This window comes from Burkholderia sp. Bp9140 (genome assembly GCF_003853425.1).
Taxonomy (GTDB): Bacteria; Pseudomonadota; Gammaproteobacteria; order Burkholderiales; family Burkholderiaceae; genus Burkholderia.
In genome coordinates this window covers 19,478-39,744 of the sequence record NZ_QTPQ01000004.1, presented here as the reverse complement: position 1 = coordinate 39,744, position 20,267 = coordinate 19,478, and the positions used below count along the sequence as shown (strand labels likewise).

Genomic DNA, 20,267 nt, shown 5'->3' with positions numbered 1-20,267 from the left:
GCACTTCTGCCGATTGCCGTAGCCGCGCGACACGGTCAGAACTTGTACACGGCCGACAGCATCGCCGAGCGGCCGTCGCCGAACTCGACGGCCGACGATCGCGATTCGCTTCCCGACACTTGTCGCACGCGCTCGACATACGCGCGGTCGAACAGGTTGTCGAGATTCAACTGGAAACGCAGCCGGCGGTTCACGTCGTAGCCGGCCATCAGGTTGTGCACCCAGTACGCGCCAAGCTTGCCGTCGCCTTGCGACGTCACGTTGCGCCGGCCGACGAAGTGCGAGCCGTAGCCCACCGTCCAGCCGGCCGGCAACCGATAGGTCGTCCATAGATTGAACGCGTGCCGCGGCGTGTTGCCGAGCGCCTGCCCGTCGCGGCGCGGCGAAGACGGCGAACTCAGCGTGACGCTCGCCAGATACGTGTAGTTCGCGAACACGTCCCAGCGTGGCGTCACCTTGCCGGCCGCGCCGAACTCGACGCCGCGCACGCGCTGCCGGCCCGCGAGCGCGTAGCTGCCGTCGGCCATCCGTTCGCGCGCGTTCTTCTTTTCGGTCTGGAACAGCGCGCCGTTCAGCGCGACGCCCGCGAGCCCCTCCCATTTCGCGCCGAGTTCGAAGCTCTCGTTCTTCTCCGGCGCGAGCGCGCCCGTCGCCGCACTCACACCGGAGCCCGTGGTCACGAGAAACTCGGCGGACGGATTGAACGACGTGCCGTACGCGAAATACGCGCGGCTGTTGTCGGTCGGCTTGAACACGAGCCCCGCGCGCGTGCTCAGGTGCCGGTCGGCGCTGTCCGCGCGCTCGGTGGGCTTGCCGGCCGGCGTGCCTTCCGAGCGGCCGTCGATCCAGTCGTGCCGCAGCCCGACGTCGACATCCCAGTATCGGCCGAGCGCGATCGTGTCGAACGCGTAGAGCGCCTTCACGATGAGCGCCGTATCGTTGCGCGCGCTGTCCTGGCGCCGCGCGGGGCCGCGCCACTCGCCGGGCGGCGCGGCGAGCGGGAAGCCACCGGCCGGATAGAACCGGTTGAGCCCGTACGAATAGGTCGTGCGGCCGTACGTTTCCCGCGAGATCTCGAAGCCGGCGACGAGCGTATGCCCGACCCCGAACGTGCCGAACGTACTCGTGAGGTTCGTCTGGTTCGCCCACATCGCCGTCGATGCATCGCGGCCGTAGCCCTGCGGCCCGGCCGGCTTGTAGCGCCCGGGCGGCAGCCCCTGCAGGTTCACGTGCGATGCGGAGATCACCGTGTCGCGATTCAGGTGCGCATAGCGGCTCAGGTTCTGCAGCTTCAGGTTCGACAATACGTCGTGTTCGGCCTTCACGGTGAACGCATCGGCCGTGATGCGTTCGCGGTCGAGGTTGCGCCAGCCGAAATAGCTGTCGCGTGCGACGCCGGCCAGCACCCGGCCATTGCGCGCGGGCAGCCCGTAGTCGGGCAGGTTGTTGTCGTATTGGTGAAAATACCCGAGCGTGACGCGCGTCGGCGTACCCAGGCCGAACGCGAGCGACGGCGCGACGCCCCAGCGCCGCTTGCGGATGTCGTCGCGGCCCGGCACGTCGTTGACGTGCGCCATCGCGTTCAGGCGGAACGCGGCCCTGCCGTCGGTGCCCGGCAGCGGCCGGTTCGTATCGAGCGTCACGCGCCGATAGTCGGACGTGCCGAGCATCGTGCCGGCCTCGGTGAATGCACCGGCCTTCGGCGCCTTGCTGACCAGGTTCACCGAGCCGCCCGTCGTGCCCGCGCCGCCGAACACCGAGTTCGGCCCCTTGATCACCTCGACCGCCTCGATGTTGAACAGGTCGCTGCGATTGTTCTGCGCGCTGTCGCGCAGGCCATCGAGCTGCAGGTTCGCGCTCGCGCCGAAGCCGCGGATGTTGAACATGTCGCCCGACCCGCCGCCACCCTCCCCCGCATTGAACGTGATGCCCGCGACATTCGACAGCGCTTCGCGCAGGCTCAGCGCCTGCTGTTCGTCGAGTACCGCGCGCGGCACGACGGTGATGGTCTGCGGCACGTCGAGCAGCGGCGTCGCGTATTTCGCGGAGCCCGACCGGTCGACGCGCGAACCGGCGTCGCGATCGCCGTGAACGAAGATCGGGCTCAGGTGCGGCGCTTGCCGCGGATCGCCCTCTTCCGCGCATGCCGTGCCGGCCGCACAGGTCATCATCGCGAATGCGACGGACGCGGTCGCGCGGCGCGGCGGCGTCGCGCTCGACAGAATGCAACGACTCATGTTCACTCCACTCCATTGATGAGAATGATTCTCATTCAAATGGAATGGGCTCGACATGGCAATTGGACACGTCCGAACTTCGTGATCCGAACGAACCGCCGAACGAAACGGCCATGCCGCCGGACGGCCGCGTCAGCCGCCCTCGCGCGCCAACGCGCGCCGGCCGGTCTCGTGCGCGCGACGCTGCTGCGTCATCCCGCGCAGCGGTGAGAACCGTGGTTCCAGGCCGCGCGGCTCGACCTCACCGGGTCGGCGCGCGCGCCGCGCTTCACCGCTGCGAACGCGTTGATCGACGCGACACTGAAAGGACGCGGCGTCGCGCTCGCGCGCCGCTCGCGGATCGAACCCGAACTCGCGGCCGGCACGCTCGTGCGCGTGTCGACCGCGCGCGTGCCCGACGAGTAGGCGCACTACGTCGCGTGGCGTCACGGTCATCCGCACGAAGCGGCGATCCGCACGTGGCTCGACTGGCTGCGCAGCGAAGTGCGGCGCAGGACGCCGCGACGCTGAGACACGGCACTCGCATGCGCGTCGAAGCGCGCGAAAGCATTTGGTCGGCTCGACGAAAGCCATTCGCGATCATGCTCCGGTCGCAAACGATTCACCGAATCGTCGCATCGCAGCGGCATACTCGAAAACGTTTCCCGATCCGCCTGCCAGGAGAGAAGTCATGCGTCGCGTTGCCCTCGTCGTCGTTCTGTGTGCCGCCACCTTCGTCGCCGCCTGCAGCGACGACGCGCCGCACGACGCGCATACGGCCGACGCCTCGCAGCAGGCTGGCGCATCGTCCGGTTCCGCGAGTGCGTTCAACAGCGACGCAAGCGCGAACCCGAACGCCGCCGCGTCCGAGGCCGCGCCGCTCGCGCCGCCCGTCGTCCACTACCCGCCCGACGACGACGACGACGCCAAGCCCGCGACGAACGCGGGCGCGTCCGGCGTCGCCGCATCATCGCCGCACTGATCCCGCCGCACTGATCCCGCCGCACCTGTTCCTGTCCCCGATCGCAGAACCGAGGTGAAATAACATGACGTCATCCAGCCGCCGGCGTTTCCTGCATACCGTCGCACAATCCGCGGGCGCGGCCGTCGCGCTCAACGCGTTCCCCGAATCGATCCGCCGCGCGCTCGCGATTCCGGCCGCGCGCGGCACCGGCACGATCCGCGATGTCCAGCACATCGTCGTGTTCATGCAGGAAAATCGCTCGTTCGACCATTACTTCGGACACCTGCGCGGCGTGCGCGGCTACAACGACCGCTTCCCGATCCCGCTGCCGGACGGCAAGCCGGTGTGGTACCAGCCGTCGAAGGAAGACCCGGCGAAACCCGTGCTGCCGTTCCGGCTCGACACGAAGACGACCAGCGCGCAGTGCCTCGGCGCGCTCGATCACTCGTGGGCGAAGACCCACGCGGCGATCGACGGCGGCCGCTACGACCAGTGGCCCGCGAACAAGACCGACATGACGATGGGCTATCACGTGCGCGAGGACATCCCGTTCCACTACGCGCTCGCCGATGCGTTCACTGTGTGCGACAACTACTTCTGCTCGCTGCCGGGGCCGACGCACCCGAACCGCTCGTACCTGATGACGGGCACGGTCGATCCGACCGGCAAGTTCGGCGGCCCGCTGCTCGACAACGCCGACTACGTCGACGGCGACCTGCCGCCCGCGTACCAGCTGCTGTCGTGGACGACCTTCCCCGAACGGCTCGAGGCGCACGGCGTGTCGTGGCAGATCTACCAGCAGGGGCTCACCTGGGCCGATCCGTACAACGGCAACTACGGCACGAACATCCTGCAGAACTTCACGAACTTCATCAACGCGAAACCGGGCTCGTCGCTGTACCAGCGCGCGCAGACGGTGCGCACGCTCGACAACCTGAAGGACGACGTGATCAACGACCGGCTGCCGCAGGTGTCGTGGCTGCTGCCGCCCGCCGTGTTCTCCGAGCATCCGAAATACACGCCCGCGTACGGCGCGAACTACACGTCGCAGATCCTCGACGCGCTGACGTCGAACCCGGACGTGTGGGCGAAGACCGTGCTGTTCATCATGTACGACGAGAACGACGGCTTCTTCGATCACGTCGTGCCGCCGCAGCCGCCGACGTCGGCCGCGCAGGGCGCCTCGACCGTGACGACCGACGGCGAGCTGCATACCGTCGTGAACCCCGGCCGCGGCGGCAGCTACACCGCCGACGGGCTGCCGTACGGCCTCGGGCCGCGCGTGCCGATGACGATCGTGTCGCCGTGGTCGAAAGGCGGCTTCGTGTGCTCGCAGGTGTTCGACCACACGTCGGTGATCCGCTTCATCGGCGAGCGCTTCGGCGTCGACGAGCCGAACATCACGCCGTGGCGCCGGACCGTCTGCGGCGACCTCACCGCCGCATTCGACTTCCGCTCATCCGACGCGACGTTCCCGTCGCTGCCCGATACGAGCCAGTACCGTTCGACCGCCGACCAGCAATGCACGTCGCAGCCCGCGCCGACCGTGCCCGCGACGCCGTCGCCGATCGACCCGCAGGAACCCGGCGTGCGGCCCGCACGCGCGCTGCCCTACGAACTGCATGTGAATGCGAGCCTCTATGGCGGCAACACGCTGCGCATCGAGTTCGCGAACCGCGGCAACCAGGGTGCGCACTTCCAGGTGTACGCGACGAACCGCACCGACGGCCCGTGGCGCTACACGGTCGGCGCACGCCGCGTGCTGCACGCGGACTTCGACCTGGCGGAGACGAACGGTGCGTACGCGTTCTCGGTGTACGGGCCGAACGGCTTCGTGCGGATGTTCGCGGGCAACGTGTCGGCCGCGACCGCGCGCCGCCGCAACCAGGCGCAACCGGAGGTCAAGGCCGGCTACGACATCGCGAACGGCAACCTGTACCTGAAGCTGCGCAACCATGGCGCGGGTCACGTCACGCTGACGCTGGCCGACAACGCGTACGGCACGCCCGCGCGCCAGGTGACGCTGCACGGCGGCGACGAACACGTCGAGCAATGGGCGCTCGCGTCGAGCCACCACTGGTATGACGTGACGGTGAGCGACGGCGCGAACGGCACGTTCTCGCGCCGCTTCGCGGGCCACGTCGAGAACGGCCGGTCGAGCTACTCGGATCCGGCCGCGGTGCGGCCCGTCTCCGCGTCGTAAGCGCGGCGGCACGACGTTGCGCGGCGCTCGCCGCGCAGCGCGTGCCTGATGGTGTCAGATCGCGTGCGCAAGCGCGCGGTCGACGAGCGCGGCGTCGAAGCCGTCGTCCGCGTCGCGAAAGCGCAGCGGCGCCGCGCAATGCACCAGCGTGTCGATGAAGTACTTCGCGCGCGGCCACGGCCCGAAGCCGGCCGCGGTGTTGATGTGTCCCGCGTCGCCGAGGTTCACGAACGCGCTGCCGAGCCGCTGCGCGAGCGTGCGCGCATCGGCGAGCGGCATCCACGGATCGGTCTCGCTGCCGATCACGATCGACGGCACCGCGAGCCGGCGCGCGTCGAACGGCCCCGCGAACGTGAATTTCTGCGGACTGGCCGGGGCGACGAGCAGCACGCCCGCGACGTCGGCCGCCTGCGGCCATTGCGCGAGCGCATGCGCGGCCGCGAGGCAGCCGAAGCTGTGCGCGGCCAGCACGAACGGGCCGCGCTCGCGCTCGAGCAGCGCGCGCACGGACTGCGCCCAGCGCGCGAGGTCGGGGGCGTCCCAGTCGGCCTGCTCGACCCGCAGCGAACGCGGGAACTGCCGCTCCAGCCAGCTCTGCCAGTGGGCGCCTTCACTCCCGTGCAGGCCCGGAACGGTCACGAGCCGCGGCGGCCACGCCGATTTGCTGCATGCGCGCATGATTGCCCTCGCTTGCTTTGCTTGGAGACGAGGTTCGATTGTGGCGCGCCGCGCGCGGCGGCCGAACCAATATTTTGTGCTTTGCTTTTGCGCGGGACGGCCACCGGGAACGGCCGCGCGGCACGGGCCGGCAGCCTCGCGGCGGCGCAACGCGCCGCGAAACCGTAGAATGTGGGCTTCCCGCTTGCCATGCATCGGATCGAACCGGGCGCCGCCGCGCCGGGTTCGATCGACAGGAGACGTCCGATGTCCGCTACGCCCGCCGGCGCGCTGCGCCCGTTCCATCTCGCCTTTCCCGTGTCGAGCCTCGCCGGCGCGCGCGCGTTCTACGGCGGCCTGCTCGGCTGCCCGGAGGGCCGCAGCTCGGACCAATGGGTCGACTTCGATTTCTTCGGCCACCAGCTCGTCGCGCACCTCGCGCCGGACGAAACCGGCAAAAGCGCGGTGAATCCGGTCGACGGCGACGACGTGCCCGTGCGCCACTTCGGCGTCGTGCTGTCGATGGACGAATGGCATGCGCTCGCCGACAAACTGAAGGCCGCGCACACGCGCTTCGTGATCGAGCCGCACATCCGCTTCAAGGGCGAGGTCGGCGAGCAGGCGACGATGTTCTTCCTCGATCCGTGCGGCAACGCGCTCGAGTTCAAGGCGTTCGCCGACATCGGCCAGCTGTTCGCCAAGTAAGCGCATGAAGATCCTGTTCTACTCGCCGCAGCAGGAAGCCGGCGCGTGGCGCGACGCGATCGCGCAGGCACTGCCCGACGCGGAGCTGCGCGCGTGGCAGCCGGGCGACACGGCCGCCGCCGACTACGCGCTCGTGTGGCGCGCGCCGCGCGAGCTGTTCGCGCCGCGCGACGGCCTGCGTGCGATCTTCAATCTCGGCGCGGGCGTCGACGCGCTGCTCGCGCTCGACCGCGCGCATCCCGGCACGCTGCCGCGCGACGTGCCGCTGGTGCGCCTCGAGGATTCGGGCATGGCGCGGCAGATGATCGAATACGTGACGCACGCGGTGCTGCGCTACCTGCGCCGCTTCGACGAATACGAGGCGCTGCAGCGCGAGCGCCGCTGGCAGGTGCTCGAGCCGCATCCGCGCGCGCGCTTCACCGTCGCCGTGCTCGGCCTCGGCGTGCTCGGCGCACAGGTCGCGCAGGCGCTCGCGGCGCTCGGGCTGCCGGTGCGCGGCTACAGCCGCGGCCCGAAGCGGCTCGACGGGATCGAGACCTTCGCGGGTGACGACGCACTCGACGCCTGCATCGACGGCGCGAAAGTACTCGTGAACCTGCTGCCGAGCACGCGCGACACCGACGGGATCCTGTCGGCGCGCACCTTCGCAAAGCTGGCGCCGGGCGCGTACCTGGTGAACGTCGCACGCGGCGCGCATCTCGTCGAAGCCGACCTGCTCGACGCGCTCGCGAGCGGCCAGGTCGCCGCCGCGACGCTCGACGTGTTCCAGCACGAGCCGCTGCCGGTCGACCACCCGTTCTGGCATGCGCCGCGCATCACGATCACGCCGCACTGCTCGGCCGAGACGCTGCGCGACGAAGCCGTCGAACAGATCGCCGGCAAGATCCGCGCGCTCGAGCGCGGCGAGCGTATCGGCGGCGTCGTCGACTACGCGCGCGGCTACTGAATTCCGCCCTACACAAAACTGGAGACAACCATGACGTTCCCCACCGCCGTCAAGATCGTCGAAGTCGGCCCGCGCGACGGGCTGCAGAACGAACAGACCTTCGTGCCGACCGACGTGAAGATCGCGCTCGTCGACCGGCTGTCGCGCGCCGGCTTCCGCAACGTCGAGGCCGCGTCGTTCGTGTCGCCGAAATGGGTGCCGCAGATGGCCGACGGCGCCGACGTGATGGCCGGCATCGAGCGTCGCGCGGGCACCGTGTATTCGGTGCTCACGCCGAACCTGAAAGGCTTCGAGAATGCGCTCGCCGCACGCGCCGACGAAGTGGTGATCTTCGGCGCGGCGAGCGAGGCGTTCTCGCAGCGGAACATCAACTGCAGCATCGCCGAGAGCATCGCGCGCTTCGAGCCGGTCGCGAAGGCCGCGAAGGATGCCGGCCTGCGGCTGCGCGGCAGCGTGTCGTGCACGCTCGGCTGCCCGTACCAGGGCGACGTGCCGGTCGCATCGGTCGTCGACGTGGTCGAGCGCTTCGCCGCGCTCGGCTGCGACGAGATCGACATCGCCGACACGATCGGCGTCGGCACGCCGAAGCGCACGCGCGAAGTGCTCGCGGCCGTCACGCGCGTGTTTCCGCGCGAACGGCTGTCGGGCCACTTCCACGACACCTACGGCCAGGCGCTCGCGAACATCTACGCGGCGCTGTTCGAAGGGATCGAGATCTTCCACGCGTCGGTCGCCGGCCTCGGCGGCTGCCCGTACGCGAAGGGCGCGACCGGCAACGTCGCGACCGAGGACGTGCTGTACCTGATGCAGGGCCTCGGCATCGACACCGGCATCGACCTCGCGCAGGTGGTCGCCGCCGGCGACTTCATCTCGACCGCGATCGGTCGCGCGAACGCATCGCGCGCCGGCCGCGCGCTGCTCGCCAAGGCGCAGAGCGCGGCCGACACGCCGAACTGCGTCTGACCCCGACACTCACGGATTCCCCATGACGACACCTGCTTCATTCGACTCCCTCCCCGATTCCGCGCGACGCGTCGCGCTGCTGCTGCGCGAACGCGGGCATGCGAAAGGGATCGTGATGCTCGCCGAAACCGGCAAGACCTCCGCCGAGGCCGCGGCCGGGCTCGGCTGCTCGGTCGCGCAGATCGCGAAGTCGATCCTGTTTCGCCGCGAATCGGACGGGTTGCCGGTGCTCGTCGTCGCAAGCGGCGTCAACCGCGTCGACGAGCAGAAGGTCGCCGCTCAGGTCGGCGCGGTCGGCCGCGCCGATGCGAAGTTCGTGCGCGACCACACCGGCTACGCGATCGGCGGCGTCTGCCCGATCGGCCATCTCGTCGAACCGGTCACGCTGATCGATGCCGACCTGCTCGAGCTCGACAGCCTGTGGGCGGCCGCCGGCCATCCGCACGCGGTGTTCAACCTGTCTCCGCAGGAGCTCGTCACGCTGACGGGCGCGCCCGTCGCCGACGTCGCGCTGCGCAACGACGCATGAGCGGCGTGCCGGTGCCGGTCGGCACGGTCGCATCGCCGTGCACCGACGTATGCAGGATCGACCCGCGCACCGACTGGTGCGCGGGCTGCCTGCGCACGCGCGACGAGATCAAGGGATGGCGCGCGTCGGACGACGATGCGAGGCGCGCGTTGCTCGCGCGGCTCGACGCGCGGCGGCGCCTGCTCGCCAGGAGCGGCGCATAAAAAAATGCCGTTCGACCAGTCTGGCGAACGGCATGAGATCGGAATCCTGTGAACGTGATCAACGTCACAGCCCGCATCATACGAGCGACGCCGCAGCGTCGCATCGGGTGTTTCCCTACAGCTTCTTACAGCATGTTTCACGCGCAACCTTCGTTCCCGGACGCGGCGCCGACGCGCGTTGGCGACGCGCCGTAGCGGCGAACGATCGCACGACCGTTTCAGTTGCCGACCGCCGCGCGACGCGCGGGCACGATGCGCCAGCCGAGGTTCACGCCGGCCGCCGCAAGCAGGATCAGGAGCGCGCCGAGCACCTGCGTCCATGCGAGCGTCTGCCCGAACGCGACGCGATCGACGATGATCGCGACGACCGGATAGACGAACGACAGCGCGCCCGTCGTCGCGACCGGCAGCTTCTGGATCGCGCCGTACAGCAGCACATACATCAGGCCGGTGTTCACGACGCCGAGCACGACGAGATCGAGCCATTGCGCGGCCGTCGCGGGCAACGTGCCGAAGTGCGCGAACGGCGCGAGCAGCACGATGCCGAGGCCGGCCTGCAGCAATGCGAGCAGATGCGGCGGCGTGCCCTTCAGGTGCTTCGTGACGATCGACGACACCGCGTACAGGAATGCCGCCCCGAGCGACAGCGCGACGCCTTCGAGATATTCGCCGGGCACCGCGAGCACGGCCGGCTCGACCCGCACCACGCACACGAGCCCGACGAAGGCGAGCGCGAGCCACGCGATCGTCGACGCGCTGATCCGTTCGCGGAACACGATCGCGCCGAGCGCGACGAGCATGAACGGCTGCGTGTTGTAGACGGCGGTCGCCATCGAGATCGACGCGCGCGAATACGCGGCGAACAGCAGCAGCCAGTTCGCGACGATCGCGACGCTGCCGAGCGCCGCGAGCGCGAGCATGCGCGGCGAGAACAGCGCGCGGCGCAGCAAGCCGAGCGCCGCGCAGACGATCGCGAGCGTCGCGGCGCCGAACAGGCAGCGGAAGAACACGACGTTGGTGAGCGGTTGCTGCGACGACATCACGAGCCAGCCGATCGTGCCGGACATCATCATCGCGACGACCATCTCGGCGGCACCGCGGCGGATTTCGTTCGAGGCCATCATGGACTCCGTTTGACGAGAGGGAATGACTTCGATTCTAGGAACTTGCTTTCCGTGCATCCACGGCTAAACTGAAGCGAAACCACCGATTCACCTTCGAAAGCAAAGCGATCATGTCGAAACGCCTTTCCCCGCCCGCCGTCGCGTCACTGGACGCGACCGACCGCGCGATCCTCGCGGCGCTCGCCGAGGACGCGCGCATCGCCACCAGCGAACTGGCACGGCAGATCGGGCTGTCGGCGCCCGCGACCGCCGACCGCGTGCGGCGGCTCGAAGCACAGGGCGTGATCGCAGGCTTCACCGTCGAGCTCGACCCGCGCGCGCTCGGCTACACGCTGCAGGCGATCGTCCGCGTGAAGCCGCTGCCGGGGCAGTTGCATCTCGTCGAGGAGGTGTTGCGGCGGATCCCGGAATTCGTCGAATGCGACAAGGTGACCGGCGAGGACTGCTTCATCTGCCGGCTCTACCTGCGCTCGATCGAGCATCTCGACGACATCCTGTCGAAGGTGACGGAGCGCGCGGAAACGAGCACGGCGATCGTGAAGTCGACGCCCGTGCCGCGCCGCCTGCCGCCGCTCGTCGAAGACGACGCCGCGCGCCGCTGACCGCCGGCGCGCTACCCGCCGCGGCCGGCGCCGCTCACGCGGCCGCGTCGCGCGCTTCGAAGAACGCGAGCAGCTCGTCGATCAGCGCGACGGGCGCCTCTTCCGGGATGTAGTGCCCGCAATCGAGCGCGCGGCCGCTGACGTCGCGCGCGACGCGCCGCCATTCGTCGAGCGGATCGAAGCAGCGGCCGACGATCCCGTTCTCGCCCCACAGCACGCGCAGCGGGCACGCGATCTTGTTGCCGCGCTCGAGATCCGCGCGGTCGTGCTCGAGATCGATCGTCGCCGACGCGCGGTAGTCCTCGCACATCGCATGCACGGCGCCCGGCTGCGCGAGCGCGGCGCGATACGCGGCGAGCGCTTCCGGCGCGAACGGCGCGAGCCCGGCGGAACGATTGCCCATCACGCGCTCGATGTACGCATCGGTGCGGCCTTCGATCAGCGTTTCGGGCAGCGGCGCCGGCTGGATCAGGAAGAACCAGTGGAAATACGCGGTCGCGAACGCACGATCGGTCTGCTCGTACATCGCGAGCGTCGGCGCGATGTCGAGCAGCATCATCCGCTCGACGGCCGCAGGATGATCGAGCGCGAGCCGATGCGCGACGCGCGCGCCGCGATCGTGCGCGCAGACGTGAAATTGCGCGAAACCGAAATGCCGCATCACGGCGACCTGGTCGGCCGCCATCGCGCGTTTCGAATACGGCGCATGCCGTGCGTCGCTCGGCGGCTTGCCCGACGCGCCGTAGCCGCGCAGGTCGGTCGCGATCACCGTGAAGTGATTCGCCAGCGTCGCGGCGACGCGATGCCAGATCATGTGGGTCTGCGGATGGCCGTGCAGCAGCAGAAGCGGCGGCCCCGCGCCTCCTTTGACACCGAAGATGTCGGTGTCCTGCACCGTCACGCGAAACGGTACAAACGCCTCAAACGACATGGTTTGTTTCTCGTTGGTTTGTTATGGCGGGTATTGTAGGAGCGCCCGGCCGACTGCTGCGCGCGGCAGATGCCCGAATGTGTAGAAAGAGAACACTCACTCGATTGCCGCCACGCCGCGCGGTTTGCTAAGCTCGCGTAGAATCGCACGACCGTTCGTATTAATATGAAACGCCGCTGCGCGGCTACACTCGAAGCACCGTTCGACCGCCAAGCATGGATGCCGGCGTCGGCGCGATCGCGCCGGGTCCGGCCGCCCCTCGAGACTGGAGACAACACATGGCATTGCCCGCCGTCCTGCAGAACCTGACGCTGCCCGTCATCGCGTCGCCGATGTTCATCGTCAGCTATCCCGAACTCGTGCTCGCGCAATGCAAGGCGGGTATCGTCGGATCATTCCCCGCGCTCAACGCCCGTCCGGCCGAACTGCTCGACGAGTGGCTCACGCAGATCCAGTCCGAGCTCGCCGACCACAAGGCGAAGCACCCGGACGCGGTGATCGGCCCGATCGCGGTCAACCAGATCGTCCACCAGTCGAATGGGCGCCTCGAGCACGACGTGCGCGTGTGCGTCGACCATCAGGTGCCGATCTTCATCACGAGCCTGCGCGCGCCGGCGCGCGAGATCGTCGACGCGGTGCACAGCTACGGCGGCATCGTGCTGCACGACGTGATCAACCTGCGCCACGCGCAGAAGGCGCTCGAAGCCGGCGTCGACGGGCTGATCCTCGTCGCGGCCGGCGCCGGCGGCCATGCGGGCACGACCTCGCCGTTCGCGCTCGTCGGCGAGGTGCGCAAGATGTTCGACGGCCCGATCGTGCTGTCCGGCTCGATTGCGAACGGCGGCTCGATCCTCGCCGCGCAGGCGATGGGCGCCGACCTCGCGTACATGGGCACGCGCTTCATCGCGACGCAGGAGGCGCACGCGGTCGAGGACTACAAGCACGCGATCCTCAACGCGAAATCGTCCGACATCATCTACACAAACCTCTTCACCGGCGTGCACGGCAATTACATCCGCGAGAGCATCGAGAAGGCCGGCCTCGATCCGGACGCGCTGCCGGAATCGGACAAGTCGAAGATGAATTTCGGCGGCGACAAGGCGAAAGCGTGGAAGGACATCTGGGGTGCCGGCCAGGGGGTCGGCCTGATGGACGACCTGCCGAGCGTCGGCGCGCTCGTCGAGCGGCTGAAGCGCGAGTACGACGACGCGAAGGCACGGCTCGGCATCGCACGCTGAAGCAGGCGGCGGGTTGGTCCACCGCCGCGCATGATGCCGGACCCAACAAAAAAGCGCGAACCGCACCGGGCTCGCGCTTTTCTCACGTCCGCCCGCGGGCGGGCGGCGCCGGTCAGCCCGCGCGCTTGATCCGCGTGATCGGCAGCACGCGCAGGCGCGACTCGATCGACGGGCACAGCGACTGCCCTTCGAATCGCGCGGCGAGGAAGTCGACGAACGAGCGCACCTTCGCCGACACGTGGCGGCGGCTCGCGTACACCGCATAGATCGGCGCCTCGTGCGGCGGCACCGAATCGAGCAGCACCGGCACGAGCCGGCCGGATTCGATGTCGTCGCCGACCACCTCGGTGCCGAGCAGCGCGATGCCCGCGCCCGCGAGCACGGCGGCGCGCAGCCCCTCGAGATGGTTCACGATCAGGTTGCCGTTCAGGTTCACGCGCGACGCGGCGGCCGCGTCGATCACGAGCGAATCGAGCATCGACGAATTCGAATCGCGGCGCAGGTAGTTGTGGTGCGCGAGGTCGGCAATCGTCTGAGGCGTGCCGTGCTTCTCGAGATATGCGGGCGACGCGACCAGCAGGAGGTGCGCGGTCGCGATCTGCCGCGCGACCAGCGACGACGATTTCAGTCCGTTCGGCGCCGCGCGCACCGCGACGTCGTAGCCTTCCTCGATCAGGTCGACCACGCGATCGGACAGCGTCATGTCGACGGTCACGTCCGGGAACCGCCCCGCATAATCGGTGACGGCCTGCATCACGTGCCGCAATCCGAACGCGGACAGCGACGTCACGCGCAGACGGCCCTGCGGCACGACGCTCGCGGCGCCGACCGCCTGGCCGGCTTCGTCGAGTTCCGACAGCGCCTGCACGAGGCGCTCATAGTATTCGCGCCCCGCCTCGGTCGGCGCGACACGTCGTGTCGTGCGATGCAGCAGGCGCGCGCCGAGCTGCTGCTCGAGATGCATCACGTGCTTGCTCGCCATCGCGGCCGACATCTGCATGCGCTCCGCCGCGCCGACGAAGCTGCCCACTTCGACGACGTAGCGAAACACATTCATGCTGACGAGGGTATCCATCGAACTAGCTCGCAATTCCTGGGAATCATGCAATTACGAGATAGGGTAACAAAGGCGAGGATACAAAAAGGTCAACAATGGCAAAACGGCGCTGCGAAAAATGCAGCGCCGTTTCGGGGCGGAAAGCCGGCAGGCAGGACGCGCGGTGCGGGTGCGTGCTGCCGATGATTCGTCAGAACTTCGCGCGGATGCCTGCGCCGAACGTGTTGCCGCTCGACAGGCCGCTGATGTGGTCGTTCATGTAAGCGGCGTAGACGTCGGTGCGCTTGGACAGCGGGTAGTCGTAGCCGACGGCCCAGGTCTGGCGCGTCTGGTCGAGGCCGCCCGCGTCGCGCGAGTACGCGTACGACGCCATCGCGTTGCCGACGCCGAGCGGCACCGACACGCCGCCCTGCGCGGTATTCACGTGCCAGCTGCCCGCGACCTGGTCGTTCTTCGTATACATATACTGGCCGAACAGCTTCACGTACTTCAGGTCGTAGGTCGCGCCGACCAGCCCGATGCCCTGGCTCTTCATGCCGGTCACGAGCGAGCTCAGGTCCTGCGGGCCGTTGTTGAAGTTCACGTACTGGTAGACGGCGGTCGCCGCGAACGGCCCGTTCGCGTAGTTGAACTGTGCGCTCCACTTCTTCGAGCGGTTGTCGCCGGCCGTGTTGCCGAGCGCGTACATCGCCGCGAAATTCAGGCCGCCGAACGAAGGCGACGTGTACGACAGCGCGTTGTTCCAGCCCGAATCGCCGACCGCGCCCTGGTCGCTCGGATAGGTCGGGAACGTGCCGAGGCCGAGGAACACGTGGTACACCATCGGCGAGAACGTGTACGAGTCGTAGAACGGGTTGAACAGGATCGTCGACAGGAACAGGTGCGTCGTCAGGCGGCCTGCCGTCACCGTGCCGTACGGCGAGCTGACGCCGACGTACGCGTTGCGCGCGAAGAACGTGTCGCCCTGGAAGCGGCCGAACTGGCCGTTCTGCGCGCGGAAGAAGCTTTCCATTGTGAAGATCGCCTTGTAGCCGCCGCCAAGATCCTCGGCGCCGTGCAGGCCCCAGTACGACGTCGACATCCCGCCGCCCGACACGTTCCATGCGCGATTGCCGCCCGGGAACTTGGTTGCGCCGACCCATTCGTCGACCTGACCGTAGAGCGAGACGCTCGACTGCGCGTGGACGGGTGCGGTTGCCGCCACGCAGGCGGCCGCGGCGATCAGCTTGACGGACGTGCGCGACGCACGGCGAGCGAATGCTTTCATGGGATCTCCAGGTTTTGTCGAATGGTCGATATGTGGCGCGAGCGTTGTTTTTGGGAGCCGATTGCTTGCGTCGTATGGGGCGCAGCCATCTTTACGGATCATTTGTCCGGTCAAAATTGCGCGCGCTTATTGCGGGTATAGCGGGGGCATTAACTTCGCGGAATCGACACGTGGCCGGGCGCGCGTCAGCGGCCCCGCGCGGAGCGGGCACGCGACGGGACGGCCGCGGGGTGCGCGTGCCGGGCGCGAAAGATAGCGCAATGCGACGGGAAAATCAGCGGAAATCTGTGCGCGACTGTGGCGAATTCGCATCACAGCCGGCGGGAGGACGAACGCGCGGGGCGCTCAGCGAACGCGTCGGGCGCTCAGTTTCGGTAGAACGGGGAGAAAGACGGCGAGTGGCCAGGTTCTTCCTGCGCGCGGGGCGGCGGCATCGGACGGCCGCCGCGCTCCTCGTTGTAGCGCGCGACGTCGGCGCGGATCGAGCCGGCACGCAGCGGCACGTTGCCGCCGCCTGGCGGCCGCGGCATCTGGCGGGAGTCGGCGCTGATCGGGCGATACGGGCTCTGCGCGGCGTAATGGCCGTAAGACGGCGTCGGCCGCAGGCCCCAGCGGGAACCATAGCCGCTCACGCCGCCGGCACGCGCGCCGCCCTGCGGCAGCGCCCGGCGCCAGACCTGCGCGTTGCGGGCCGGCTGGCCGTAAGCGCGCATGTCGCCGCCGCCGAAACCGTGACCGAAACCGTGGCCGCCGAACGCCTGACCGCCGTGCGGCGGTTGCGCGAGCGCGAGCGCGAGCGGCATCAGCAGCGCGCCGAGCACGCCTGCCACCCATCGTCCGACCTTCAGTTTCACCCGTTCCGTCATCATTCAGTGCCTGTTACCGCTCGCCGCCGGCCGTTTCCAGCCAACGCCAGCCTTTCAGCAGTAATTTATGAGCGGTCCGAAACGGTGTCGAGCCAAAAAGTGTTAGGTCGCGGGCACCGGTGTAACACCATGTTACTGCTAGGTTTTTTCACTTCAGGGCGCAATCGCGGCAGAACATTCTTCTGCCGTTTTGCGCAACGGCGGGCCTTCGCGGATGCCCGCTGTTGCATGCAATCGACTCATCAATCGATTACCACAATGAATTTGTGTATTGAATGACCAACCGGGACAATATCGGCTTCGCGCGCGCGACATGCGCGCCCGCCGTTTCCGACTCGAGTTCCCGATGGCCCGCCCCCGTTTCCTTCCCGACAACTTCACGCTCGCGCTCGTCGGCACCGTCGTGCTCGCGAGCCTGCTACCGTGCCGCGGCCCGGCCGCCCATGCGTTCAACTGGGCGACCAACATCGCGGTCGGCCTGCTGTTCTTCCTGCATGGCGCGAAGCTGTCGCGCGAAGCCGTCGTCGCGGGCGCGACCCACTGGCGGCTGCATGCAGTCGTGCTGCTCAGCACGTTCGCGCTGTTCCCGCTGCTCGGCCTCGCGCTGAAGCCCGTGCTGCAGCCGCTCGTCACGCCGACGCTCTATGCGGGCGTGCTCTTTCTGTGCACGCTGCCGTCGACGGTCCAGTCGTCGATCGCGTTCACGTCGATCGCGAAGGGCAACGTGCCGGCCGCCGTGTGCGCGGCGTCCGCGTCGAGCCTGCTCGGGATCTTCGTGACGCCCGCGCTCGTCGGGCTGATGATCACGTCGCAGTCGGCCGCGGCCGCATCGCCGTGGAGCACCGTCGGCAGCATCGTGATGCAGCTGCTCGTGCCGTTCATCGCGGGCCAGCTGCTGCGGCCCGTGATCGGCGGCTGGATCGAACGCAACCGCGGCGTGCTGCGCTTCGTCGACCAGGGCTCGATCCTGCTCGTCGTCTACGTCGCGTTCAGCGAGGCCGTGAACCAGGGGCTGTGGCACCAGATTCCGGCGCGTGCGCTCGGCGGCCTGCTGGTCGTCAACGTCGTGCTGCTCGTGATCGCGCTGGTGCTGACCACGGTCGTCAGCAAGCGGCTCGGCTTCAACCGGGCCGACCAGATCACGATCATCTTCTGCGGATCGAAGAAGAGCCTCGCGGCCGGCGTGCCGATGGCGAAGGTGATCTTTTCCGCGCAGGCGGTCGGCGCGATCGTGCTGCCGCTGATGCTGTTCCACCAGATCCAGCTGATGGCGTGCGCGGCGCTCGCGCAGCGCTGGGGCGCGCGCGACATGAGCGGCGAGCGCGACGGCGAAGGCGCCGCGGCCGGGGCCGCGCGCACGCAGGGTGCGCTGAACGCGGGCAAGCGCTGACGCGGGACGGGCGCGGCCGGCATGGCTGGCCCGCGCGGGGCTATTCGCCGTTCTGGTCCCGCCGCCTTCCGCCTTCCGCCTTCCGCGCCCCTTCAGCCCGACGCGACGCATGCACCATCGACGCGCATCGCGTCACGAAATCTTCATTCAATTCTCCGCGTGCGGTGCCGTTAAAGTCGGGCGTCCCGTCGCCTCGGCCGCCCTCACCCATGCCCGCGCCCCATCCCGACTCGTCCGCCGCCCCCACCACGCGCCTGATCGCCGAGCACGCGCTCGCGGCCGTGTTCCAGCCGATCGTCGACCTCGGGTCGGGCACGGTCGTCGGTTACGAAGGCCTGATCCGCGGCCCGAGCGGCACCGACCTTGAGCAGCCGGACGCGCTGTTCGCGCAGGCCGCCCGCGACGGCGCGACCGTCGCGCTCGAACAGGCGGCCGCGCTCACGTGCCTCGATGCGTTCGCGGCACTCGGTTGCGACGGCAAGCTGTTCCTCAACTTCAGCGCGGACACGATCCTGCAGCTCGCGCGCGAACGCGAGCGCGCGCGGCAACTGCTCGGCCGCGCGCGGGTCGGCGCCGAGCGCATCGTGATCGAGCTGACCGAGCAGACCGCGATGCCGGACGTCGCGCGCATCGAGCCGGCGGTCGCGTCGCTGCGCGACGCGGGCGTCCAGTTCGCGCTCGACGACTACGGCACCGCGAACGCGAGCATGAACCTGTGGCTGCGCCTGCACCCCGACGTCGTGAAGATCGACCGCTTCTTCATCCACGACATCGCGCGCGACCCGCTCAAGTTCGAGGCGGTCAGGGCAATGCAGCACTTCGCGCGCGCGAGCGGCGTGCTGCTGATCGCGGAGGGGATCGAGAACGAGTGCGACCTGATCGTCGTGCGCGACATGGGTATCTGCTGCGTGCAGGGCTTCCTGCTCGGCCGGCCGGATGCGCGACCGTCGCCGGTCGTCGCGCCGGCCGCGCGCGACGCGATCCGCACCCCGCACATCGCGGTGTTCCCCGGCGCGACGCGCACCGCGCGACCGGCCGGCACGATCGCGGCGAAGATGCTCGTCCCCGCGCCGGCGCTGCCGCGCGATGCGACCAGCAACGACGTGCTCGACCTGTTCAACCGGATGCCCGGCCTGCACGCGGTCGCGCTCGTCGAACGCGGGCGGCCGGTCGCGCTCGTGAACCGGCGCGGCTTCATGGACCGCTTCGCGCTGCCGTACCACCGCGAGGTGTTCGGCAAGAAGCCGTGCCTGCAGTTCGCGAACGACGCGCCGCTGATGATCGACAACGCGACGCCCGTCGAACAGCTCGCGATGCTGCTCGCGAGCCACGACCAGCGCTATCTCGCGGACGGTTTCGTGATCACCGAACACGGCCGCTACGTCGGGCTCGGCACCGGCGAAAGCCTCGTGCGCGCGGTGACCGAGATGCGCATCGAGGCCGCGCGCTACGCGAATCCGCTGACGTTCCTGCCCGGCAACATTCCGATCAGCGCGCATATCGAGCGACTGCTGGCGCGCGACGCCGGCTTCCACGCGTGCTACGTCGATCTGAACCAGTTCAAGCCATTCAACGACCAGTACGGTTACTGGCAGGGCGACGAAGTGCTGAAGTTCGCGGCGACGGTGCTGGCCGGCGTGTGCGATCCGCAGCGCGACTTTCTCGGGCACGTCGGCGGCGACGATTTCCTCGTGCTGTTCCAGCGCGACGACTGGCGCACGCGCGTGGCCGACGCGATCGCACGCTTCAACGACGGCGCACAGCGCTTCTACACGCAGGCGGACCGGCTGGCGGGCGGGCTGCGCGGTGAGGACCGCCACGGCAACCCCGCGTTCTTCGGCTTCGTGACGATGGCGATCGGCGCGGTCGGCGTGCCGGCCGGCGCGAACGGCGCGATGCGCTATGGCAGCGACGAGATCGCGTCGGTCGCGGCGCTCGCGAAACGGCGCGCGAAACAGCAGCCGGGCGGGCTCGCGATCGTCGATCTCGACGCAGGCCGCGCGGCGCTGCGCGAGCGCCGCGAGCCGCCGCACGCGGCGGCAGGCTGACACGGCGGGCCGCCAGCGGCCGCAGGCGGGTTGCCGGCCGCAGGCAGGCCGTCGGCTGCCCGAACGTCATTGCCGGTGCTGCCCCCTGCCGCCCCGATCCCCGGTGACGGCCCGTCGAGCGCCCGGCCCCTTTGCATCGAACATCCGGATGCATGTGACGCGCCGCCTCCCGACGCCACCCCGTTCCGCGCGATCACCTTGCCTTTTCCGCGTTTTGTTTAGTATTTTTAGTAACGGCGTTTTCGCAGATTAGCGCGTAAAAACGCGTTATTTCCGGGTATTCCCCGGTAATCCGACCCGAATTAGGCGCCGTGTTTTACTATACAATCGCCGTCATCCTAAACAAACCGGACCCCGA

General features: G+C 68.8%; 18 protein-coding genes and 1 pseudogene. 12 read left to right on the top strand and 7 right to left on the bottom strand.

What is annotated here, in order from left to right; translation table 11 throughout:
• Positions 1-35: 35 nt before the first annotated feature.
• A complete protein-coding gene (locus DIE21_RS04775) occupies positions 36-2,237 on the bottom strand; it encodes a TonB-dependent siderophore receptor (protein ID WP_124496529.1) in 2,202 nt (733 codons plus the stop codon).
• A 153-nt stretch (positions 2,238-2,390) separates the two neighbouring features.
• Here DIE21_RS04775 and DIE21_RS04770 point away from each other — a divergent pair.
• The 3 genes and pseudogenes from DIE21_RS04770 to DIE21_RS04760 form a co-directional block, all read left to right on the top strand.
• Positions 2,391-2,747, top strand: a pseudogene (locus DIE21_RS04770) (LysR substrate-binding domain-containing protein); the annotation flags it as partial.
• A 160-nt stretch (positions 2,748-2,907) separates the two neighbouring features.
• On the top strand, positions 2,908-3,198 hold the full coding sequence (locus tag DIE21_RS04765; RefSeq protein WP_124496527.1) for a hypothetical protein: 291 nt from the start codon (positions 2,908-2,910) through the stop codon (positions 3,196-3,198).
• A 64-nt stretch (positions 3,199-3,262) separates the two neighbouring features.
• Complete coding sequence (locus DIE21_RS04760; RefSeq protein ID WP_124496525.1) at positions 3,263-5,383, top strand: phosphocholine-specific phospholipase C; 2,121 nt, start codon at positions 3,263-3,265, stop codon at positions 5,381-5,383.
• A 54-nt stretch (positions 5,384-5,437) separates the two neighbouring features.
• Here the strand turns inward: DIE21_RS04760 and DIE21_RS04755 are convergent, their stop codons facing one another.
• Positions 5,438-6,061, bottom strand: a complete 624-nt coding sequence (locus DIE21_RS04755; protein ID WP_124496523.1) for an alpha/beta hydrolase — start codon at positions 6,059-6,061, stop codon at positions 5,438-5,440.
• Between the two features lie 246 nt (positions 6,062-6,307).
• On the opposite strand from DIE21_RS04755, the gene DIE21_RS04750 reads away from it, so the two are divergent.
• Genes DIE21_RS04750 through DIE21_RS04730 form a run of 5 tightly spaced genes read left to right on the top strand, consistent with a single transcriptional unit; the run spans position 6,308 to position 9,386 of the window.
• On the top strand, positions 6,308-6,745 hold the full coding sequence (locus tag DIE21_RS04750; RefSeq protein WP_185642728.1) for a VOC family protein: 438 nt from the start codon (positions 6,308-6,310) through the stop codon (positions 6,743-6,745).
• A 4-nt stretch (positions 6,746-6,749) separates the two neighbouring features.
• Entirely contained in the window at positions 6,750-7,691 is a 942-nt protein-coding gene (locus tag DIE21_RS04745; RefSeq protein WP_124496521.1) for a glyoxylate/hydroxypyruvate reductase A, read from the top strand.
• Positions 7,692-7,721: 30 nt separating this feature from the next.
• Entirely contained in the window at positions 7,722-8,654 is a 933-nt protein-coding gene (locus DIE21_RS04740) for a hydroxymethylglutaryl-CoA lyase (RefSeq protein WP_124496519.1), read from the top strand.
• Between the two features lie 22 nt (positions 8,655-8,676).
• Positions 8,677-9,183 carry a YbaK/EbsC family protein gene (locus DIE21_RS04735; RefSeq protein ID WP_124496517.1) on the top strand — a complete coding sequence of 169 codons (507 nt, stop codon included), beginning with the start codon at positions 8,677-8,679 and terminating at the stop codon, positions 9,181-9,183.
• Entirely contained in the window at positions 9,180-9,386 is a 207-nt protein-coding gene (locus DIE21_RS04730; RefSeq protein WP_124496515.1) for a DUF1289 domain-containing protein, read from the top strand. Before DIE21_RS04735 ends, DIE21_RS04730 begins: the two co-directional genes overlap by 4 nt.
• Positions 9,387-9,604: 218 nt before the next feature.
• On the opposite strand, the gene DIE21_RS04725 is transcribed toward DIE21_RS04730, so the two are convergent.
• Entirely contained in the window at positions 9,605-10,507 is a 903-nt protein-coding gene (locus DIE21_RS04725; RefSeq protein WP_124496513.1) for a DMT family transporter, read from the bottom strand.
• 113 nt (positions 10,508-10,620) lie between these two features.
• Here DIE21_RS04725 and DIE21_RS04720 point away from each other — a divergent pair, with 113 nt between their 5' ends.
• Positions 10,621-11,112: an Lrp/AsnC family transcriptional regulator gene (locus DIE21_RS04720; RefSeq protein WP_057928614.1), complete on the top strand. Its 492-nt coding sequence runs from the start codon at positions 10,621-10,623 to the stop codon at positions 11,110-11,112.
• Positions 11,113-11,146: 34 nt separating this feature from the next.
• Here the strand turns inward: DIE21_RS04720 and DIE21_RS04715 are convergent, their stop codons facing one another.
• Positions 11,147-12,043, bottom strand: coding sequence for an alpha/beta fold hydrolase (locus tag DIE21_RS04715; protein ID WP_124496511.1), 897 nt, complete (start codon positions 12,041-12,043; stop codon positions 11,147-11,149).
• Between the two features lie 278 nt (positions 12,044-12,321).
• Here DIE21_RS04715 and DIE21_RS04710 point away from each other — a divergent pair, with 278 nt between their 5' ends.
• Entirely contained in the window at positions 12,322-13,281 is a 960-nt protein-coding gene (locus DIE21_RS04710; protein WP_124496509.1) for a nitronate monooxygenase family protein, read from the top strand.
• A gap of 112 nt (positions 13,282-13,393) precedes the next feature.
• Here the strand turns inward: DIE21_RS04710 and DIE21_RS04705 are convergent, their stop codons facing one another.
• The 3 genes from DIE21_RS04705 to DIE21_RS04695 form a co-directional block, all read right to left on the bottom strand.
• Positions 13,394-14,356 (bottom strand): LysR family transcriptional regulator, encoded by a 963-nt coding sequence (locus DIE21_RS04705; RefSeq protein WP_124496507.1) that lies wholly within the window; start codon positions 14,354-14,356, stop codon positions 13,394-13,396.
• 172 nt (positions 14,357-14,528) lie between these two features.
• Positions 14,529-15,605 (bottom strand): porin, encoded by a 1,077-nt coding sequence (locus DIE21_RS04700; RefSeq protein ID WP_057928618.1) that lies wholly within the window; start codon positions 15,603-15,605, stop codon positions 14,529-14,531.
• Between the two features lie 365 nt (positions 15,606-15,970).
• Entirely contained in the window at positions 15,971-16,471 is a 501-nt protein-coding gene (locus tag DIE21_RS04695) for a peptide-binding protein (protein ID WP_185642727.1), read from the bottom strand.
• Between the two features lie 346 nt (positions 16,472-16,817).
• Here DIE21_RS04695 and DIE21_RS04690 point away from each other — a divergent pair, with 346 nt between their 5' ends.
• Both DIE21_RS04690 and DIE21_RS04685 read left to right on the top strand, forming a co-directional pair.
• Entirely contained in the window at positions 16,818-17,861 is a 1,044-nt protein-coding gene (locus tag DIE21_RS04690; RefSeq protein WP_124496503.1) for a bile acid:sodium symporter family protein, read from the top strand.
• 209 nt (positions 17,862-18,070) lie between these two features.
• Positions 18,071-19,909: an EAL domain-containing protein gene (locus tag DIE21_RS04685; RefSeq protein WP_124496501.1), complete on the top strand. Its 1,839-nt coding sequence runs from the start codon at positions 18,071-18,073 to the stop codon at positions 19,907-19,909.
• Positions 19,910-20,267: the final 358 nt, after the last annotated feature.

What these genes read in the sequence shown, in the direction of transcription:
- DIE21_RS04775 (WP_124496529.1), bottom strand. Translation starts at nt 2,237, where the DNA reads ATGAGTCGTTGCATTCTGTCGAGCGCGACGCCGCCGCGCCGCGCGACC.
- DIE21_RS04765 (WP_124496527.1), top strand. Translation starts at nt 2,908, where the DNA reads ATGCGTCGCGTTGCCCTCGTCGTCGTTCTGTGTGCCGCCACCTTCGTC.
- DIE21_RS04760 (WP_124496525.1), top strand. Translation starts at nt 3,263, where the DNA reads ATGACGTCATCCAGCCGCCGGCGTTTCCTGCATACCGTCGCACAATCC.
- DIE21_RS04755 (WP_124496523.1), bottom strand. Translation starts at nt 6,061, where the DNA reads ATGCGCGCATGCAGCAAATCGGCGTGGCCGCCGCGGCTCGTGACCGTT.
- DIE21_RS04750 (WP_185642728.1), top strand. Translation starts at nt 6,308, where the DNA reads ATGTCCGCTACGCCCGCCGGCGCGCTGCGCCCGTTCCATCTCGCCTTT.
- DIE21_RS04745 (WP_124496521.1), top strand. Translation starts at nt 6,750, where the DNA reads ATGAAGATCCTGTTCTACTCGCCGCAGCAGGAAGCCGGCGCGTGGCGC.
- DIE21_RS04740 (WP_124496519.1), top strand. Translation starts at nt 7,722, where the DNA reads ATGACGTTCCCCACCGCCGTCAAGATCGTCGAAGTCGGCCCGCGCGAC.
- DIE21_RS04735 (WP_124496517.1), top strand. Translation starts at nt 8,677, where the DNA reads ATGACGACACCTGCTTCATTCGACTCCCTCCCCGATTCCGCGCGACGC.
- DIE21_RS04730 (WP_124496515.1), top strand. Translation starts at nt 9,180, where the DNA reads ATGAGCGGCGTGCCGGTGCCGGTCGGCACGGTCGCATCGCCGTGCACC.
- DIE21_RS04725 (WP_124496513.1), bottom strand. Translation starts at nt 10,507, where the DNA reads ATGGCCTCGAACGAAATCCGCCGCGGTGCCGCCGAGATGGTCGTCGCG.
- DIE21_RS04720 (WP_057928614.1), top strand. Translation starts at nt 10,621, where the DNA reads ATGTCGAAACGCCTTTCCCCGCCCGCCGTCGCGTCACTGGACGCGACC.
- DIE21_RS04715 (WP_124496511.1), bottom strand. Translation starts at nt 12,043, where the DNA reads ATGTCGTTTGAGGCGTTTGTACCGTTTCGCGTGACGGTGCAGGACACC.
- DIE21_RS04710 (WP_124496509.1), top strand. Translation starts at nt 12,322, where the DNA reads ATGGCATTGCCCGCCGTCCTGCAGAACCTGACGCTGCCCGTCATCGCG.
- DIE21_RS04705 (WP_124496507.1), bottom strand. Translation starts at nt 14,356, where the DNA reads ATGGATACCCTCGTCAGCATGAATGTGTTTCGCTACGTCGTCGAAGTG.
- DIE21_RS04700 (WP_057928618.1), bottom strand. Translation starts at nt 15,605, where the DNA reads ATGAAAGCATTCGCTCGCCGTGCGTCGCGCACGTCCGTCAAGCTGATC.
- DIE21_RS04695 (WP_185642727.1), bottom strand. Translation starts at nt 16,471, where the DNA reads ATGACGGAACGGGTGAAACTGAAGGTCGGACGATGGGTGGCAGGCGTG.
- DIE21_RS04690 (WP_124496503.1), top strand. Translation starts at nt 16,818, where the DNA reads ATGGCCCGCCCCCGTTTCCTTCCCGACAACTTCACGCTCGCGCTCGTC.
- DIE21_RS04685 (WP_124496501.1), top strand. Translation starts at nt 18,071, where the DNA reads ATGCCCGCGCCCCATCCCGACTCGTCCGCCGCCCCCACCACGCGCCTG.